This window comes from Clostridium rhizosphaerae (assembly GCF_016765585.1).
Classification (GTDB): domain Bacteria; phylum Bacillota; class Clostridia; order Clostridiales; family Clostridiaceae; genus Clostridium_AT; species Clostridium_AT rhizosphaerae.
This window is the reverse complement of sequence record NZ_JAESWC010000014.1, coordinates 131250-145210: the sequence shown is the minus strand read 5'-3', so window position 1 is coordinate 145210 and position 13961 is coordinate 131250. Positions and strand designations below refer to the sequence as shown.

Below are 13961 nucleotides of genomic sequence, written 5' to 3'. Positions count from 1 at the left end.
TAATATGGCTCATTGGTCAAGCGGTCAAGACACCACCCTTTCACGGTGGTAACGGGGGTTCGATTCCCCCATGAGTCACCACACTATGGGCGCATAGCTCAGCTGGGAGAGCATCTGCCTTACAAGCAGAGGGTCACAGGTTCGATCCCTGTTGTGCCCACCATAGTGAGTTAATCACTAAAAATAAAATATGGCTCAGTAGCTCAGTTGGTTAGAGTGCCGGCCTGTCACGCCGGAGGTCGAGGGTTCGAGCCCCTTCTGAGTCGCCAAAAAAGTATAGTTGAAAAACTATACTTTTTTATTTTGTATTAAATATCCAATGCAATAAAGTTCTTGCATTGGATATATTAAAAATAAATTAATAAGATTGTAGCTTGCAGAAAACCCACATATTCTTATATTCTTTTATTCTTATATTTATTTGTTCTTAAAAATATATAAATATTTATATAACATAGGGACGATTACGACATAAATAAATCAATTTTATCAAAAGTTCTTTTACTTCGGAAATAACAAAAGCTGCAGAGATAGATATTATAGGCATTATAGGAAACATATATCTTGAAAAACAGAAGAAAGGAAGATATATGCAGTTTAAATAAATAACAGAATTAATCAGCAGTGAGAAATTGTTGTAGGTCTTTCTTTTAAATAAGAAGATAAAAATACTTACGATAAATAAGGTTATTAAAAATAGATGATATTTTAGTACAGATATACTTTCAAAACCTAATATTTCTCTCCAATAAAAAGGAGAACTAAACTGATGAACAGTCTTACCTACAGTATACCAATATAAATATTGCAGTGGTTTTTGAGGAACTAAAGTTTTTATTCGAAGCTTTGCAATCTCGGTTTCAGTTTTGTCGTTTTCTATCTCATCATCAGTGTATTTAAAGTGAGATCTATCTATATATGAATCACTTCCATCTTCGTCATTATAGTTTATGTAAGTTCCTTGAAGCATAGGGTTCCCGCTTGAAACAGTGAATGGGATAAATGTATTAAATAATTTGTAGTTACGTATCCACCAAGGACTCATTATCATAACAAAGATAGAGGATACTAGAACAGTATATTTAATAATAGAAGAAATACTATATTTTCCCTTTATCCACATAATCAATATAACTATAGGAAAAAGAGCTATAGGCGGTCTGAATAATGCTGAAAGTCCCCATATTATGCCTCCTATTATGTAATATATAGTTTTCTTATTTTCAACAGCATATAAACAAAAGTAAATAAGCAGTAAAAATAGAAATTTAAATATAACTTCGGTAAGAATTAGATTAGATGCCCAGATTTCAGGTATATATATAGCATCCAAGAATACAGCAATTAAGCCTATTTTACTATTAAAAACTTTTCTTCCTATGAAAAATATTAATAAAAGCGAAAGTGCCTGAAGAACAGCTTGCATAACTCTGAAGGCAGCAACACCGTTCATTGTACCAAATAGTTTCATGAAAAATGATAAAACATAAGGTAAACCGGGCATTATAAAAACTGTAGGACTAGTTGTGTTTTTATAAGTTAATACACCTGTATCAAGTAAAGTACGAGCACTTCTTATATATTTAACATCATCATTATCATAAGTTTCCAAGCTTCCGAGCAAAGTAGAATTTCCGTATTTGAATATTGTATACAAGCAGATTAAGAAAAATATGCTTGGTATAATTAATAAAATAATTTTTGTAAATCGCGATTCGTTTTTTAAACTAAACATTATATATCCTCCTATTTTTTTGATACGAAATAAGCTCCTAGAACTATAAGGAGTATTCCTGCCCATCTTGTAGGAGGAACTTTCTCTTTAAATACAAGAATTGCTGCAAAAGCCGCTGCAACATAGCATAAACTCTGAAGAGGATAAACCAAGGACAAATCCGCTTTTGATAAAATGTAAAACCAAATCATAGTTGCAAAGCCATATAAGACAAGTCCTGAAAAAATATATACATTCATAAATAATTTTATTACTGAGCTTAAGTTAAATTGAAGAGCAGTGTTATTCAAGCCTATCTTCCAAAGAGTTTGTCCAGAAACCAATAACAATATATTAATAGCTAGCAATCCGTATAGTTTATTCATCGTCAGCCTCCGAAGTACTTTTTAGTATAGCAAGTTCTTGTGTTAAATTTATAACTCTTCTCTTTAAATCTGAAACTTCAATTGTTAGTATAAAGGCTAATAAGAAACTGAAGATTATTCCGGTAACAAATAAAAGCGCAGGTGGATAATAAATCCCAATCCTCTTTGAAATAGTGTCTAATATATTTTTGTTAATACTTAAAATAATTAGTGCTGATGAAATGGCAAGCCAAAATATGCAATATCTAAGATCCAGGCTCCTTTTTCGAGAATAATAGATTGTTACAAACATAAATATTAGTGATAAAAATATACAATATAAATATGCATTCATATTTAACCCCCTATATTTAATTATTTTAAAGGATGATTGAAAGTGTAACTTTAATCATGTAGTATGCTGATTTTATAGGTGTTATAGAGGATTTTCCCCCTTGCCTGTAATTCATTTCTACAGGTATCTCTTTTAATCTGATACCATGAGAGCAGCAGCTTACTATAGTTTCAACTTCCGGATAGTCTGATGGATAATAATGTGAGAAAAGCTTTATAGTTTTTTTGTTTATGGCTCTAAAGCCGGAAGTAGTATCAAAAACCGGCTGATGTATAATTAAAGAAACCAATTTTGAAAAATACTTTATTCCTATACCTCTAAATAAGCTTGGAACATAATTGGTTCTATCTATAAAACGTGAACCAATAGTCATGTCGGCTGTATTATCAATAATAGGCTGAATAAGTTGAGGAAGATACGAAGGATTATGCTGACCATCACCATCAATCTGGATTGCTATATCATAATCATTATATGATGCATACAGATAACCAGTTTGTACAGCACCGCCTATACCTACATTATGAGTAAGATTTATAACTTTTGCTCCTGCTTGTGATGCCTGCTCACAAGTATTATCGCTAGAACCATCATTGACTACTAAAACATCTACACCTAAATTGCATTTATAGATATTTGTTACTACATTATATATAGTAGCCTCTTCATTATACGCCGGTATTATAACCAATATTTTCATCATGAACCTCCTTGTTCCAGTTAAGTCATTTTTAATTATAGTACTTAATTTTAAAGAGTATCTTTCATGATTCTTAAGAATTTCTTAAGAATGTACGAAAAGGTGCCAAAAGTGCAAAAAATAAAAAAATTAAGCAGTAATTTATAGTTTTACTGCTTAATTTTTTATTTAGCCTTACTTAAATTTTTCTTTATTCTGATATCATCACCAAAGAACTTATATAGTCCAAAGTTTCCGAGAAGCCTTGAACTGATTCTTTCAGAGTAAATTTGAAGTATTTCCTCCAAGGTGCAGTTAGTAGATACAATCATTTTTTTGTTTTTAAGTATTTTTTTATTTAATAAGTTAAATAGTTCTGTCTTTGAAAAATCGCTTATCTGCTCAGTTCCAAGGTCATCAATTATAAGTAAATCACAGTTTACTATTAAATCTTCTAAAAGCTCATCACCATTAAAACGTATAGTTTTTAGATTTTGAATTAAACTTTCTGACGTCCTGTAAACTACTAGATAACCCTTATCTAAAAGCTCCTTTGCAATACAGTTAGATAGAAAAGTCTTTCCTGTTCCGGAATTTCCGTAAAACAAGAAGTTCTCATTTGAGGAATCAAAGTTTCTAATAAAACTCATAGATCTTGTTACTATCTTCTCCATGGTTTTTCTTGGGCTCTCAGGCTCGTTAGAAGCTTTCCTGGAAGAATAATACTCAATATTAAAGTTGTCAAAATTATTGTCCTTTGTAAGTTCGTTTAAGTCAGAGTTTTTATAATAAATCTTAACTAGATTCTGCTTATAACAGGAGCACTTTGAATTACCGATAAAGCCTGTGTCTTTACATTTTTCACATTTGTAATTCATATCTAAATAATTTATAGCATAGCCGTGCGAAAAAAGAAGTTCTGATTTTTGCACTCTAAGGTCTCTGATTTTTTCTCTTAAATTATCTAAATACTCATCTCTGTTTTTAATATCCTTAAAAGCGCTTATAGAAACCTCAACACTCAGCTTTCCAATCTGACGTTCAATATCTAAAACCTGAGGAAGGTTTTCTTCAATCTCTTTTCTTCTTTTAGCTAAAGCTTTTTCCTCGTTATCTTTTAAGGTATCATAAATTTTTAATATCTCAGCCTGATATCCTTTAATCATCACTGCTATTCTCCCATCCTAAGAGCTTTTTCTCAAGTTCATCAAAATTATAGGTTCTTTGCTCAAAGTTATTAAAGGTACTATTTGTATTTGGTTTGTAATTAGTAGTTCTCTTAATTTGCGTAGTTTTAACATCCTTTTTGGCTATATCTTCTAGGTTTGTAAGCCCATCTTTGTACCAGCTTCCCAAAATTCCATCGATATATTTAAATTCTGCTTTGTTTATTCTTTCGAAACATATATCGCAGGCTCTAAATATGACATCTAAAGGGAACTTATAAATATTAATCCACTTATCCAGCATATCTTCTTGAGGTTTCATAACTTCCCCATCTTTTATACCAAGATAATTTAATATCTTTTTAATCTTAATCCATTTATCTTCATGTCTTTTAATAAAGGATTGTGCTTCCTCAATAGTTTTAATCTTAGAATCATACCAGGCAATAGCTATTTTTTCTATATATCTGTAATCAGTTTTGCCTTTGGAAACGCAATATTGTATTAGAAGAAGAATTAATTCAAGAGGAAAATTATATTCCTTCTGCCAGCCTATATAAAGACTCATTTCCTTTGTAGAAAGAGGTCTGCCAACAAGCTTTTCTATATCCTGCAGCATATCCTTTGTTGTATTTTTGTTTAACTCTTGAAGTAAGTTTACATTTTCGCTGCTTTCTACAGCGTGTTCCGTTAAATCTGAAAATTGTATACTGAAATTTCCCATGTTATCAATAGGAATCATTTTTATTACGCCTTCATCATTCCAATAATTCCATGCATTCAAAACATCTGTCTCTAATAAGTGGAGAGTGCTCGCCATTATTGAGGAGCTTACTCCAAGCTCTCCAGAAGTACAGTATTTAAGCCCAAGTATATATACCTTAACAAAATCTCCACGTGCTTTAGTCATATAGTTATCTATGAAAACGTTGCTTACAGGCGTGTAATCTTGAGCTTTACTCTTAAACATAAAAGTGCTCATCAAACAACAACCTTCCTTTGCTAATTTTATACAATATGTGGTATCGTACATAATAATTATAACAAAATATAGAGGTAGTAACAACAGCATATAGGATATCTTAAATATTAACAGCTAGTAAATTTTTATTCATATTTTAGTATTTTATAGAAAAATAATTATAATAATTGTCAAATTTGGTTATATTACTTAAGGTGAGAGGAGAGATAGTATTGAAGTTTTTCGACAAATGTAAAAAATACATAATTATTGCAGCGGTGTTTGGAACCTTTACTACATCCTATATCTTTATTACAGAAAATAAAGCTAATGCTTATGAAATCAGCATTGGTGATAAGGTAGTAGCCTATAGCATCGAAGACCCAAAAAGTTTAGATATAGTTAATTCATTGGAACAAGAAATAAAAAACAGATTTGGAACCTCACAATTTAAGGAAAGCATAGCTGTAAACAAGGTAAGAGTGCAGGAGGGTTCTGTAGTAAGTGACAAGGCTTTAAAACAAACAATACTTCAAAATTCTAAGATGGAAGTAGAAGGCTGTGCGATTTTTGCTAATAAAAAGCAAATAGGCTTAGTAGCAAGTGAGAGTGAAGGCAAGCAGGCTTTAGATAAATTAAAGGACTACTACACAGCTAAAAGCGGTCTTTCCATTAAAGAAAGCAAATTAAAAACCGAAATCACATATTCAAAACAGAAGGATATCATATCAAATATAGACAGCATAGATGAAGTTGTGGAAAGAGTAAAGGAAGCAAATTCTAGATTTAAAAATCCAGTAGTAGCTTTTGAGCTAAAAGGTACAGAGGAAGTTAAGGAAGTTATAAGCCCTGGAACCAGTGTCACTACATCAGACAGTATACCATCAGGACAGACTAAGGTTCAAAGCAGCGGCAAAGAAGGTCAGAAATTAGTTGTTAAAGAAGTTGTTATGGAAAATAACAAAGTTATAAGCACAACAGCCTTAAGTGAGAAGGTTATAACTGAAGCTCAAAATAAAATAGTTCTCCAGGGAAAGCCAAAAACTGCTGTAGCAGGATTAGCTTATTTAACTACGCCTTCAAGAGGAACAATATCCTCAGCCTTTGGAGCAAGATGGGGAAGAATGCATGAAGGTATAGACATTGCAGCAAATATAGGCGATCCAATTTATGCAGCCCTTGACGGTACTGTAACTTATGCGGGCTGGGAAACAGGCTACGGAAACTTTATTCAAATAAAACATGCTGATGGAGTTTTAACAGCCTATGGTCACTGCAGCAAGATTCAAGTTGCTGTAGGCGATACAGTTAAAAAAGGTGATAAAATCGGCGAGGTAGGAAACACAGGAAACAGTACAGGTCCTCATCTTCATTTTGAGGTGAGAGTTAATGGTGTTGCGAAGGATCCAATAGCGTACCTCAATAAATGAAAAATGAAGAAAAATCCCCTAGCGGGGATTTTTTTATGTTAGTATTAAATTTTTGCGCTGTAAAAATGATGTTTTACGAAATTATATAGATTTAGAAAATCCATTTATGATATTATTTTTATAAGTTATAGATAAATGTAAAAAAGTAGAATACATTATTAAAAGTTTTGGAGGTAATTATATGAAAATATTGCTTAAATCAATGGCAATTTCTTTAGTTGTTTTTCTTATATGCATTATTGTAAGAGGACTTAATAAGTTTTCGATAGTTTTTGGGATTAATTTTTTCATTATTTATTATGTACTTACATCTTTATTTGAAAAATATAAGTTTAATATAATAAATAAAATTATTAAAAGATGATTTATTTTACGATTATATTACAGATTATAATTATAAGTAGGAGGGAGCAGAACAAATAAGTTTATGCTTAGAAAGCTTGGAGCAATATTGGGTTTATATATTATGCTTTATGGTGTAACCTTTGCTAATATATAGCTTGTATAACAAATTAATGCCGAGTGGTTCTAGGCTGTTGCCCTTTAAAGAGATAGCTTTTTATTCTGCTACCACAAACATTTTTATATTATCTCTAAGCCTTTTAATACTGTTTATTACAAGAAATATAGCCGTAAGTACCTCCTTAATTACGGCTTATTACTTGATTGAAGAGGCTTTGTGGAGATGTAAGATTACTCAGGAAAAAGGTATACTGGGACATATTTATCAATATTTTGATTGCCCTAAAAGTGATATAATTAAAATAAAGCTTTTTTATATTGTCCTATCCATTGTTCTATTATTTTTCACATATATAATATCAAAAAGAAAAGTACACTTTAAGTTATCAGTAAAAAACAGCAGCCGTTCATAAAATCAGCTGCTGTTTCTATTTTATTCTTCAATTCTTGGTTTTGCAGGGTTGCAATCCGGTCCTTTAACTTCTGAAACCTGTGAGAGCTTAGTTAGATAGTAACATTCTTCTCTAAACATATGGTCAAGCATTAAAGGTTGTATTATACCTAAGGCTTCTTTATCTAATCTTAAATCCTCAAGTTCCTTTAAAAAGTTCATAAATAAAAGCATTTCAAGCTCAGCCTGCTTGTTGAGTCTTGACAGGGCAGGAAACTTGCTTAAATTAGTTCTCATATAACCTGCAAATTCCATTGCCTTCATATGAAGTGCATCAAAGTGTTTAGCGAATTCTTTGCTTTTTTTCTTCAAATCTTTTTCTACATCGTCAAGATTAGAATTAATTGAGTTTGCATGACCGACCCCGTCTAATAGCCAAAGTATATGATGATGAATGGCTGGTGCCTCCGGGTAGACATTTGATAAAAAGCAATTGAGGATATTTAAATATTCATCCAACTCATTTACCATATGATTTATAAAGGTTGGAGGAAGATTTATCTCTACTTTTCCAACTAAATGCTCTTTTAAGATTTCAAGTTTAAATATCCTAAACTTTTTGGTTAATCTGAAAGCTTCTTCTGTTAATGCATCTAAAGCTGGACCAGTTAAGTTTTCTCTTGCCTTATCCAAATATCTATCAAAAGTATTAATAAAAGTTTTGGTTCTTTCTATCTTCTCCATTTCATTTGGAGAAAGTGTGTTAAGAATAAATCTAGCATGATCTCCTAATATTTGCAGCCAGAAACGGTGCTCAAAGCGAACGGATTCTTCAAAATCAGGTGATATATACAATGAAAATTCCTCCCTACATATTAATCCATATTTATTATATGAAGGAAGGTTTATATATGTGTACAAAAAGTGAGGGCAAGATATCTAAACTTAGCATGTTATTTGAATACATAGAAACATTTGAGCAAGCAGCAATAAGACTTTAATTAAAAAATTTATAAAGCCGTTAAGAATCCTATATTGTCTGAAGGAAGAGAGTTTATAGGATTTAGGATTTATAAATTTTTTAATTATTAGTCTTATCTGTGAAGCAAAAGTTTCATAGAATTCAAATAACATGCGATAGGTTTAAGGTGTCTTGCCCTCGCTAATTTGTCATCAGACATTTGAAGTTGTAGGAGGCACAAAGGTTCTTGCAGCGAGCTCGGTGTCAAGCATATATAGAGCAGCGCTGTCATCTCCTATGCGTTCAAGTTTTTTGATGAGTGAATTCATTAGGGCTTCTTCTTCTACCTGTTCGTCAATAAACCATTTCAAAAAGCTTATTGTAGCGTGATTTCTCTCCTCGGTAGCAGCGTCAGCTATTTCATATATGTTTCTTGTATTAGACTTTTCATGTTCAAGAGCTGCTTTAAACACATCCAGCATAGAATTATAATCATTTCTTGGCTCTGGATTATTTTTAATTCTAACTCGTGCATTCATATCAATAACATAATCAAAAAACTTCATTGCGTGAAATCTTTCCTCTTCTGCCTGTACCCTAAAGAAATTAGAAAGTCCATCTAAATCCTGATCAGCGCAGTAGGCAGACATGGCAAGGTAAACGTGTTCTGAAAAAAATTCATAGTTGATTTGCTTATTAATAAGCTCAATAAGTTTTTCACTAAGCATTTTAACTCTCCTTCCAAATTCTTTTGTATTCCATATCATTGTAACCTGTTTATATAATTTAATTCAAGGTGTACTTATGGTAAAAGTTTATGCATATCTATCATGCCGGCTCCTTGTGACCATTTAAATATGTCTAACAGATTGCATGAAACCTTTAAAAGAGAAAGAATATCATTAAAGGAAAGCTCAGGGTTATTCTCGTAAAGTAAAGCACATACACCGCTTACAAAAGCTGCAGCACAAGAAGTTCCGTTATAGGTAGTATAAGGATTATCTAAAGGATAAGCATAAACTCTTGAGCCGTTTCTTTCGGAAATATAATCTTTGTTTGTATTTATTGAGCATATATCTACACATGCAGCAGCTAAATCAGGTTTTTCAAGTCTTCCATAGGGGCCTGCTGAGGAATAAATATAAGGCTTAATGCTGCCTCTTGTATCTAAACCAGCTGCGGTAATACAATTTGGAAGTGTTGCTATACCTTTTATAGAGCTTTCTTTACATCCGCTGTTACCGCTTGGTACTACCACAGTGATTCCTTTTTTTACACACAAATCAAAAAGCTTTGAAAATAGAGAAATAATAAAAGGATCATTATCAACTACTTCGAAAGGAAGACAAATTACTTTTATGTTATATTCGGAGGAATCATTTATGATAAGTTCTATAGCATAAAGGATATCCGAAACAAAGCCTCTACCTATACTGTTAAAGGCTTTTACAGAATAAAGATGGCTGTTTTCAGCAATACCTCTATACATTCCCTTTGAAGAAAGTCCGCTGCCGCAGATTATGCCGCTCATAAAAGTTCCATGACCGTTATCGTCATAAGGGTATCTCAATCCGCTTAAAATATCAGTAAAATTTTTTATTTTACTGCTTGGGCTTAAAAGATCAGTGTGGGGATATGTGCCGCTGTCTACAATTCCAACTCCAATACCCTTGCCTGTAAGCTTATATCTTTCTTGAAAGGTTATTCCATTTGAGCTGAGAACGCTTGAACCGCATAAAAAAGCCATAGAGTCAAAGGCTATATAAGCTACTGCAGGGTTTTCTAAAAGTTTTTCTATCGCACTGGCAGATAAACTTGCACTGATACAATCAATGGAGGGGATAGATCTAATGAGTTCGGCTTTATATGATTTTATTTTATTTTCTATACTTTCTCTTAAATTTTTACATTGAATTATTACTCTGTAGTGTTTATAGCTGTTATTAGCTATAGCTGATTTTAAGTTATAGTCTAATTTGTTTTTTAAAGAGAACATAGTGGCCTCCGTAAAATTCATACCATTATATACTATGTTTGGTTTTTTATATTGATACAGTTAAATAGAAAATTATAGAATATAAATTTTCATTGACATATAATTATTATAAGAGGGTTTGAATAATTTTATATAAACTTACTAAAGATGTATGATGTATAGGGAAGGAGATATTTATATGGCTTTAATTGATTATAAATGTGAAAAATGCGGCAGCAGTTTTTTTGAGATTGTAAAGAGTTCTGATGAAGAAATAAAGTGTCCTAAATGCGGAAGTGAGAGTACTAAAAGAATATATAAAGGAAAATTTTATGGAAAAGGAGGCGGCTGCAGCGGAGGAAGCTGTCAAGGCTGCTCTGGCTGTGGTAGTTAAGCCTTGTAAGGGGTAAATATGAACCTATATGAACAAAAAGCCTTAGCTGAGCTAAAGGAATGGCAGAGAAAGGTTTCACAAAAGCCTTCTATTATAGATAAAATGACTAAGGGAATTCAAAGAAAGACAAACAGTTTGATTCCTGATAAGGTACATAATATAATGACAGAAGCCATCAAAAATATGTCAAAGGCTGTGCTGTGGGGCTCTGGATTTATAACTGGCAGTCCTATTATTAAAGGAAGTTTGGAAGAAAGAGAAAAGCACGTTACTGATAAGCTGAATTTTTATAAGAAAACTGCGGCCCTTGAAGGAGCGGGAACAGGAGCTGGTGGATTTTTGCTTGGATTAGCAGATTTTCCTCTGCTTCTTAGCATAAAAATGAAGTTTTTATTTGATATTGCAAGTCTATATGGTTACGATGTGAGAGACTATAGGGAGAGACTTTATATATTATATATATTTCAATTAGCCTTTTCCAGTAAACAAAGGCAGGTGGAAATATATAATCAAATGCTAAATTGGGATAATTATGTTCACAGCCTCCCTATGGATGTAGATGATTTTGATTGGAGAACCTTTCAGCAGGAGTATAGAGATTATATAGACTTGGCAAAAATGCTCCAGCTTGTACCGGGAATAGGTGCGGCCGTAGGCGCCTATGCCAATTATAAGCTTTTAGATAAGTTAGGTGAGACTGCAGTTAATGCATACAGAATGAGAAGATTTAAGTTGAAAGTTTAAAATTTAGTAAAGAGGCCTGTTTTAGAGCAGTCTCTTTTTTATTTTAAATTATATTAACTATATGGATATAAATTGAAAAAATTGTATTATAATTAAGTTATAGAATTATATTGGAGGGGTAAATATGTTTTGTCCTAAATGTAGGGGTGAATATGTAGAAGGAATAAAGGTATGCCCGGAATGCGGAGAGAAACTGATTGATGAGCTTAATGAGGAGGATGGAGTAGAATATAGACCTATGGTTACTGTGCTAAAAACCTTTGACAGAGGAGTTATAGCTATAGCTAAATCTTTGCTTCAATCAGAGTATATACCATTTTATGTATCAGGTGAACTGACCTTTGGAATTATTACTTTTACTACAATAAATCCAATGGAGCTTCAAGTACCGGAAGAATATGAAGAAAAAGCAAAAGAGATCTTAGCGGATTTTATAGAATAGATAATAAGCAAATAGCTCCCTTTCAGGGAGCTATTTGTTTAAATAATTTTCAGGCTTTTTATTCGCAAATAAAGATAACACAAAAGCTTTTATGGTGAAAGCAGCCTTACTTAAATCTAATTTATATATAAAATTAAATATAATCTCACCTAAAATTATTGCAAAAATCAAATCTAGTATTACATGCTGCTTAATAAGTTGTGTCGATATAATAATCAGTATTCCTACACTATTAATTATAAAACTGTTAAGCTTATTTTTGCAGCTTGAGGTCTTTATTCCTTTCATAATAAGATAAGTTTCCAATACATGCAAGCTTGGAAAGCAGTTGAAAGGCTTATCATTTGCGTAAATAAGAGCAACAAGTTTTGTAAATATATCATTTCCTGAAAGCTCAGGTCTTGAGACTGCTGTTTGAAATATAAAGTATATCCCATAGGATATAAGCATCCCTAAAATAATGCTTATTATTTCTTTATAATAAATTTCAGAATCTTTAATATAAAAATATAAAAGGCTTAAAAATATGAATGGATACCACGATATATATGGAACTATAAATTCTTTTGTAAATGGAATCATTTTATCAAAGCCAGTAACCAAAGAATATACGCCTCTCGAATCAGTATTGAATATTGGATATAAAGCACCTGTAAGTAAAAATAGTGCCATGCATCCAATAGGCAATATGTATTTTTTAGAACCTTTCATTTCATCAACTCCTGCTGCATTTTCTCAACGATATAAGCTTAAGCTGTAAACCTTAATAAAACCTTGGCAAAAATCTTAAATTTTTATTAATATTTTTAGATATGATTAAAAATACTGAATATAAATAAAGTAAACAAGCTTTAGGAGAGGTTTAAGATTAAAGTATTAAAGAATTTTAAAAAGGCATTTATTATCATTATTGCATTGCATTTTTTAGCGGCATGTATTTTGGGATCAGTATTTCTACTAAAGGGGAAAAATAACAAAGATATAATGGTAATGGGAGCTGTACTTTTAAAAAACGAAAAAGATACGGAGGATAAAAAGGTAAATACAAATGAGGAAAATATGACGGAAAAGTACTTTAGGCCATCAAAGCTTCCGGTTTTAAATAACAACAAAGAAGCAAGTAAGATTATAGGCGATTATTTTAATGAAAAACCATCTGATATAGTTCTGCCTAAGGAATTAACTAAAACACCCTATGATGCAGTTATCAATTACTTCAGTATCCTTCAAGAAGCCGAAAATTTACCTAAAGATAAAATGGGGGGCTGCGGAACTATTGGTTGGGAAAAACAGCCATACCCAATTGCATATAATTTTTTGTCATCAAAATATAAAAGCAAGGTAGACTATAATGCTTTTTTAAAATCCTTTGAAAATATTGCACATATAAATTTGATTAAAGCTGCTAACATAACTAATGAGCTTACTGAATTAGGCAAAATAAAGTATTTTGTAGAAATGGAGACTATTGAAGGCTCAGATAAAGGAAATACATACTTTGGTTATTACTATGGGTTTATAGATATAGAAAAGGAAAAGGATACATATAGAATTTCAAGCATGGAGCTTACAGGTGAGGACTTTTTATGTGCAGCTTATCATGGTTGGAGACATAATGCAGAAGCTTATGTTGATATAGCCTATGGAGATTGGTGCAAACTCATTAAAAAAAGACTTCCTACTACTCAGGAAGGGTATATAAAAAATATTGAGATTAACGGAACAGATGGTAAGGATTATAAATTTGTATTTATGAATCTTACAAATGGGACGGATATAGAAGTTTCGCAGTTTGTAAAGGATAAAGATAATACATGGAAGGCAATTAAAATTAATCCTGAAAATTGTTTAAAAAAATAAAACAATTCAAAATAGTGTAAAATTATGTTATAATTAACTGTAAATTATTTTCTCTATGGGGG

The 13961-nt window shown here is 31.7% G+C and carries 16 protein-coding genes and 3 tRNA genes; 9 read left to right on the top strand and 10 right to left on the bottom strand.

The window, feature by feature from the left end; translation table 11 throughout:
* Nucleotides 1-6: 6 nt before the first annotated feature.
* The 3 genes from JK636_RS16700 (at nucleotide 7) to JK636_RS16690 (ending at nucleotide 269) form a co-directional block, all read left to right on the top strand.
* Nucleotides 7-81 (top strand) — tRNA-Glu (locus tag JK636_RS16700).
* 6 nt (nucleotides 82-87) lie between these two features.
* A tRNA-Val gene (locus tag JK636_RS16695) sits at nucleotides 88-163 on the top strand.
* 29 nt (nucleotides 164-192) lie between these two features.
* Nucleotides 193-269 (top strand) — tRNA-Asp (locus JK636_RS16690).
* Nucleotides 270-445: 176 nt separating this feature from the next.
* Here the strand turns inward: JK636_RS16690 and JK636_RS16685 are convergent.
* From JK636_RS16685 to JK636_RS16660, 6 genes are all read right to left on the bottom strand, one after another.
* The gene (locus tag JK636_RS16685; RefSeq protein WP_202750131.1) at nucleotides 446-1735 is read right to left on the bottom strand and encodes an ArnT family glycosyltransferase; all 1290 of its coding nucleotides are present in this window, start codon (nucleotides 1733-1735) and stop codon (nucleotides 446-448) included.
* Nucleotides 1736-1746: 11 nt separating this feature from the next.
* Nucleotides 1747-2100: an EamA family transporter gene (locus JK636_RS16680; RefSeq protein ID WP_202750130.1), complete on the bottom strand. Its 354-nt coding sequence runs from the start codon at nucleotides 2098-2100 to the stop codon at nucleotides 1747-1749.
* Complete coding sequence (locus JK636_RS16675; protein WP_202750129.1) at nucleotides 2093-2434, bottom strand: DUF2304 domain-containing protein; 342 nt, start codon at nucleotides 2432-2434, stop codon at nucleotides 2093-2095. Before JK636_RS16675 ends, JK636_RS16680 begins: the two co-directional genes overlap by 8 nt.
* Nucleotides 2435-2459: 25 nt before the next feature.
* On the bottom strand, nucleotides 2460-3134 hold the full coding sequence (locus JK636_RS16670) for a glycosyltransferase family 2 protein (RefSeq protein ID WP_202750128.1): 675 nt from the start codon (nucleotides 3132-3134) through the stop codon (nucleotides 2460-2462).
* A gap of 164 nt (nucleotides 3135-3298) precedes the next feature.
* Nucleotides 3299-4279, bottom strand: coding sequence for an ATP-binding protein (locus JK636_RS16665; protein ID WP_202750127.1), 981 nt, complete (start codon nucleotides 4277-4279; stop codon nucleotides 3299-3301).
* The gene (locus JK636_RS16660) at nucleotides 4272-5261 is read right to left on the bottom strand and encodes a DnaD domain protein (protein WP_202750386.1); all 990 of its coding nucleotides are present in this window, start codon (nucleotides 5259-5261) and stop codon (nucleotides 4272-4274) included. Before JK636_RS16660 ends, JK636_RS16665 begins: the two co-directional genes overlap by 8 nt.
* 212 nt (nucleotides 5262-5473) lie before the next feature.
* Between JK636_RS16660 and JK636_RS16655 the strand changes: the two genes are divergently transcribed.
* Both JK636_RS16655 and JK636_RS16650 read left to right on the top strand, forming a co-directional pair.
* The gene (locus JK636_RS16655) at nucleotides 5474-6670 is read left to right on the top strand and encodes a M23 family metallopeptidase (protein WP_202750126.1); all 1197 of its coding nucleotides are present in this window, start codon (nucleotides 5474-5476) and stop codon (nucleotides 6668-6670) included.
* A gap of 181 nt (nucleotides 6671-6851) precedes the next feature.
* Nucleotides 6852-7034 carry a hypothetical protein gene (locus JK636_RS16650; protein ID WP_202750125.1) on the top strand — a complete coding sequence of 61 codons (183 nt, stop codon included), beginning with the start codon at nucleotides 6852-6854 and terminating at the stop codon, nucleotides 7032-7034.
* Nucleotides 7035-7565: 531 nt separating this feature from the next.
* On the opposite strand, the gene JK636_RS16645 is transcribed toward JK636_RS16650, so the two are convergent.
* The 3 genes from JK636_RS16645 to JK636_RS16635 form a co-directional block, all read right to left on the bottom strand.
* A complete protein-coding gene (locus JK636_RS16645) occupies nucleotides 7566-8378 on the bottom strand; it encodes a DUF2935 domain-containing protein (protein WP_243428256.1) in 813 nt (270 codons plus the stop codon).
* A gap of 318 nt (nucleotides 8379-8696) precedes the next feature.
* Complete coding sequence (locus JK636_RS16640) at nucleotides 8697-9212, bottom strand: ferritin (RefSeq protein WP_202750124.1); 516 nt, start codon at nucleotides 9210-9212, stop codon at nucleotides 8697-8699.
* Between the two features lie 74 nt (nucleotides 9213-9286).
* Entirely contained in the window at nucleotides 9287-10480 is a 1194-nt protein-coding gene (locus JK636_RS16635) for a S8 family serine peptidase (RefSeq protein ID WP_202750123.1), read from the bottom strand.
* A gap of 178 nt (nucleotides 10481-10658) precedes the next feature.
* Between JK636_RS16635 and JK636_RS16630 the strand changes: the two genes are divergently transcribed.
* The 3 genes from JK636_RS16630 to JK636_RS16620 all read left to right on the top strand — a co-directional run bounded on the left by JK636_RS16630 (nucleotide 10659) and on the right by JK636_RS16620 (nucleotide 12039).
* Nucleotides 10659-10853, top strand: a complete 195-nt coding sequence (locus JK636_RS16630; RefSeq protein WP_202750122.1) for an FmdB family zinc ribbon protein — start codon at nucleotides 10659-10661, stop codon at nucleotides 10851-10853.
* A gap of 18 nt (nucleotides 10854-10871) precedes the next feature.
* Entirely contained in the window at nucleotides 10872-11597 is a 726-nt protein-coding gene (locus tag JK636_RS16625; protein WP_202750121.1) for an EcsC family protein, read from the top strand.
* 124 nt (nucleotides 11598-11721) lie between these two features.
* Nucleotides 11722-12039 carry a putative signal transducing protein gene (locus JK636_RS16620; protein ID WP_202750120.1) on the top strand — a complete coding sequence of 106 codons (318 nt, stop codon included), beginning with the start codon at nucleotides 11722-11724 and terminating at the stop codon, nucleotides 12037-12039.
* Nucleotides 12040-12069: 30 nt separating this feature from the next.
* On the opposite strand, the gene JK636_RS16615 is transcribed toward JK636_RS16620, so the two are convergent.
* Entirely contained in the window at nucleotides 12070-12750 is a 681-nt protein-coding gene (locus JK636_RS16615; protein ID WP_202750119.1) for a phosphatase PAP2 family protein, read from the bottom strand.
* 228 nt (nucleotides 12751-12978) lie between these two features.
* Between JK636_RS16615 and JK636_RS16610 the strand changes: the two genes are divergently transcribed.
* Nucleotides 12979-13899, top strand: coding sequence for a hypothetical protein (locus JK636_RS16610; protein WP_202750118.1), 921 nt, complete (start codon nucleotides 12979-12981; stop codon nucleotides 13897-13899).
* Nucleotides 13900-13961 lie beyond the last annotated feature (62 nt).

Excerpts from the sequence above, each read along its gene's own strand:
- JK636_RS16640 (WP_202750124.1), bottom strand. The coding sequence starts at position 9,212 with ATGCTTAGTGAAAAACTTATTGAGCTTATTAATAAGCAAATCAACTAT.
- JK636_RS16625 (WP_202750121.1), top strand. The coding sequence starts at position 10,872 with ATGAACCTATATGAACAAAAAGCCTTAGCTGAGCTAAAGGAATGGCAG.
- JK636_RS16615 (WP_202750119.1), bottom strand. The coding sequence starts at position 12,750 with ATGAAAGGTTCTAAAAAATACATATTGCCTATTGGATGCATGGCACTA.
- JK636_RS16680 (WP_202750130.1), bottom strand. The coding sequence starts at position 2,100 with ATGAATAAACTATACGGATTGCTAGCTATTAATATATTGTTATTGGTT.
- JK636_RS16630 (WP_202750122.1), top strand. The coding sequence starts at position 10,659 with ATGGCTTTAATTGATTATAAATGTGAAAAATGCGGCAGCAGTTTTTTT.
- JK636_RS16650 (WP_202750125.1), top strand. The coding sequence starts at position 6,852 with ATGAAAATATTGCTTAAATCAATGGCAATTTCTTTAGTTGTTTTTCTT.
- JK636_RS16670 (WP_202750128.1), bottom strand. The coding sequence starts at position 3,134 with ATGAAAATATTGGTTATAATACCGGCGTATAATGAAGAGGCTACTATA.
- JK636_RS16620 (WP_202750120.1), top strand. The coding sequence starts at position 11,722 with ATGTTTTGTCCTAAATGTAGGGGTGAATATGTAGAAGGAATAAAGGTA.
- JK636_RS16635 (WP_202750123.1), bottom strand. The coding sequence starts at position 10,480 with ATGTTCTCTTTAAAAAACAAATTAGACTATAACTTAAAATCAGCTATA.
- JK636_RS16665 (WP_202750127.1), bottom strand. The coding sequence starts at position 4,279 with ATGATTAAAGGATATCAGGCTGAGATATTAAAAATTTATGATACCTTA.
- JK636_RS16675 (WP_202750129.1), bottom strand. The coding sequence starts at position 2,434 with ATGAATGCATATTTATATTGTATATTTTTATCACTAATATTTATGTTT.
- JK636_RS16660 (WP_202750386.1), bottom strand. The coding sequence starts at position 5,261 with ATGAGCACTTTTATGTTTAAGAGTAAAGCTCAAGATTACACGCCTGTA.
- JK636_RS16685 (WP_202750131.1), bottom strand. The coding sequence starts at position 1,735 with ATGTTTAGTTTAAAAAACGAATCGCGATTTACAAAAATTATTTTATTA.